Consider the following 808-nt stretch of genomic DNA (forward strand, 5'->3'; position numbering starts at 1 on the left):
CTTCCACCCACAAATACTTTACGCTAACTAAAAAGAGGCATCAGTGTTTCAGATAAGTAGCGATTTCCCAATGATTATTACGATACTTAGCCATATACACATCTTTAATATCAGTAATGCCTTGTGCTTGTAGTTCATTATTCAACCATACTTCGTCTTTGTGCATGACTTCTAGGACATCTGGATCTATTTTTCCATCCACGATAACTGGGTATCTGACATCTTCATCGTTTTGACCCAAAATTGTCAGACTGCCATTTTGTTCTAAAATTGCTCGTTTTACATTACGAATGTCCAAAACCCCAGCAGAGCGCAATTTAAAATCAATTTCTTTAGCCGACATATTTGACCGCAGGCAATTCTCCACCAATATCTGTCCATTTCGAATAATAGTTGTTGGTTCACCATCGATGAATTTACCGACAATATGCACATGTATTTTAAGATATCGAGTTACCAGCATGAGCAATGCCCAAATTGAAAGGACCACAATAAACTGAGCAACAGAGATCGCAGGGTTATATAAAATTCCTCCTATGATTCCGCCTAAGACATAGTTTTGCAGTTGATCCAGCGGTGATGTCGGTGCTAGACTGCCATTTCCGCTGAACTTGATCAGTAAGGTGATAAAAACGAAACCTATCACCAGCTTTAAAAAAATATCTGAATATGAGAACATGCTATTACTCTCCTTTAACTTCGACCTTTGATGCTTTTAAACTGACTTTTTCTAAGACATAATCAGAATTATCACTATTAAACCCGAATTATTCATATGAGGTTTAATATCGGCATACCGCACAATTTT

1 protein-coding gene is annotated in these 808 nt (G+C 37.1%); it reads right to left on the reverse strand.

All coding sequences use genetic code 11. The features are described from left to right. Positions 1–40 precede the first annotated feature (40 nt). On the reverse strand, positions 41–679 hold the full coding sequence (locus tag FC65_RS10910) for a DUF421 domain-containing protein (RefSeq protein WP_056972774.1): 639 nt from the start codon (positions 677–679) through the stop codon (positions 41–43). Positions 680–808 lie beyond the last annotated feature (129 nt).

Origin of the sequence: Ligilactobacillus acidipiscis DSM 15836, assembly GCF_001435755.1 — a bacterium.
Taxonomy (GTDB): Bacteria; Bacillota; Bacilli; order Lactobacillales; family Lactobacillaceae; genus Ligilactobacillus; species Ligilactobacillus acidipiscis.

Excerpts from the sequence above, each read along its gene's own strand:
- FC65_RS10910 (WP_056972774.1), bottom strand. The coding sequence starts at position 679 with ATGTTCTCATATTCAGATATTTTTTTAAAGCTGGTGATAGGTTTCGTT.